This window comes from Aliikangiella sp. G2MR2-5 (assembly GCF_015687155.1).
GTDB lineage: Bacteria > Pseudomonadota > Gammaproteobacteria > Enterobacterales > Kangiellaceae > Aliikangiella.
Genome location: NZ_JADPQF010000015.1, coordinates 1 through 2,498, shown reverse-complemented (window position 1 = coordinate 2,498; position 2,498 = coordinate 1). Strand labels below are relative to the sequence as shown.

Sequence of the window (2,498 nt, the reverse complement as noted above, 5' to 3'; positions counted from 1 at the left end):
TCCCTCGAAGCGGACGCGCATTATAGGGCCTGGAAATTTATACGCAAGACTTTTATCATCATTTTTTTATTTATTTTTAGTAAGCCTTATAAATCAATGTGTTAGCTATCCGGTTAAGTAACATCCATCTCGATTAATCAGCATAAATTCAACCAATGCCTGAACAAAGCCATGTTTCCACCTATTCAAGATTGTTAGTTGTATAAAATGACTAAAACTTCCTATCAGATAATATACAACCAAACTTTATTCAAAGCGCTTACAAACAATGTTTCTTTCTTGCTAAATTTGAGGATCTCAACTAGTAATGAAAGATGCTGTTCGCACTCAGAGATAAGTATTCAAGAGCATGGTCACTCCAGCTGGCCTTTGTTTTCTTTTCACTATTTCTTATCATCATTAAAACGGCGGGTAGAGTTAAGGCCGTAGAACAAAATATAGAAATATTTTCCCTTCCCCTGGATAAACTCCTCTCACTCAAGGTCACAGTAGCTTCTAATATTGAGTCTGATGCTCGTAAACAACCTGTTTCTATTTCATCTATCAATAAGCAACAGATAAAAATGAGTGGGGCTCGTACCCTGAACGAGTTGTTAACTATATTCGTACCAGGGTATTTTCTGGTTGAAGATCAGGATGACACAATTGCGGGGTTCAGGGGCTTAGCACCAGATAACAACTCAAAGGTAATGCTCCTGTTAAATGGCCAAAACTTGAATACAGAATGGTTCTGGGGACCACCTGATGCAATCCTTAACGGGCTAGATTTAAGTTTTATTGAACGCCTGGAAGTTATAAGAGGCCCCGGTTCTGTGACTCTGGGTCAGGGAGCACTACTAGGCGTAATTAATATCGTAACCTCTTTAGACAGCGCCGAACATTCATCAATCATTGTATCAAGGGGTAGTGAACAACTTTCAAAAATATCGCTGAAATTTAATTATACCAACGACAAGAGCGACTTTGGCTTTTATGCCTCAAAAGGCCAGTTTACTGGCAATCCGATGGAGAACAGAGGCTGGGCTGAAAAGCGTATTGATCAGGGGTTGAGTGTTTTCGAACGCTATCACTACTTACATCGCAGTGAATACAAAAACATTTTGGGAACCTTTAAGTTCAAATCAATACAGGCCAATCTATTTCATTTTGAACAACTACGCGATCTCTACAATTTTTTTCGTGATAGAGAATCAGTGGAACAGGAATTAAAAGGCCTTAACCTTACATACATAAAAGATTTTGCCAACGATGTTAACTTAATGCTTTCTGTAGGCTTGATTGAAGATGAGTATACTCTATTTTCTCATGGCGGAAACTTGCCGTCGCCAGCACGACTAGAGTACGAATCGAATCTTAGCCCTTTTGCTTCTGTAACTAACAACCTTCAAGGTCAAGCCAACAGTATCGTACAACCAAACCTGATTATGGGCGGTACAAAAGAAAACAGAGAAAACCTGAAAGCTCTAATAAAATACGACCTTTCAAAAAATAGCAAATTGGCACTTGGCTTTGAAGTCGACTGGTTTAATTCAGGCAATAAAAATAGCCACTCAGGCAACTTTATTGTCAATGAAGAAATTCAATTGCTTGGACTTCAACCAGACTCTTCAGGTTCCATAATTATAGAAGGCAGTGTTAACGAGAATAATACCTGGGTGAAAAATAGCTCTTATAAAATAAGAAGTTTGTTCCTGGAAAATTTTTGGAATGCTAGTAGTCACACAGATATATTTACCGCTATACGTTGGGATGACCACCCAAACTGGGGTTCACACCTTAGCCCACGAGTTGCACTACTATATCGTTTTGACGAATACCACCAATTACGGATAAGTTGGCAAACAGGTTTTAGAGGGGCTGTTGGAGTGCAGTTTTCTGGAGGATATGTACAAGACGGCTTTCTCGCGCAAGAAAATTTTCCTGTGGTTAACGCGATTGCGGACACTTTAGTCGACTTTAACTTTGATGGTGACGGTACCAATGACAGCCGTATTTTAAGAGATCCTGAGCCTGAAACGATAGACTCTTTCGAATTTGCTTATTCCTACCTTTCACCCAATGTTTCTTTTGACAATGTTATCTTTTTCAACACCGTCGAGAATATTATAGCTGCTCAGGCGCATGCCTATGATGGATTAAGTTACGGTGATCCCATTGGCTCGGATAGTGTCGGTACATGGAATGGTAATTGGTACTATCAAAACCAGGAAGGTAAACTCCGTCAGTGGGGTATAGAAACAGAGGTAAAATACAAACTTGAGGACTGGTCATTATCTGCTAGCCATTCATTAGTAAAAATTTATGACGCGGCACCCGGAACAATAGGTTTTTATACTTTAGAAAACGAAAAGACTTCGGTTTATCCTGAAAATATTACTCGATTCCAATTTGAATATAGACTGGACAATCAGCATGGTAACTTCCTATTTAGCTTAAATGATCTTTATTATTGGAAGTTCTTCTCTCCAAACGGTAATAGTGTCGATGGCTCTCATATA

The 2,498-nt window shown here is 39.1% G+C and carries 1 protein-coding gene; it reads left to right on the top strand.

The features are described from left to right. Positions 1-314 precede the first annotated feature (314 nt). The coding region (locus IYN84_RS20790) for a TonB-dependent siderophore receptor (protein WP_196141207.1) at positions 315-2,498 on the top strand (2,184 nt) is incomplete at its 3' end.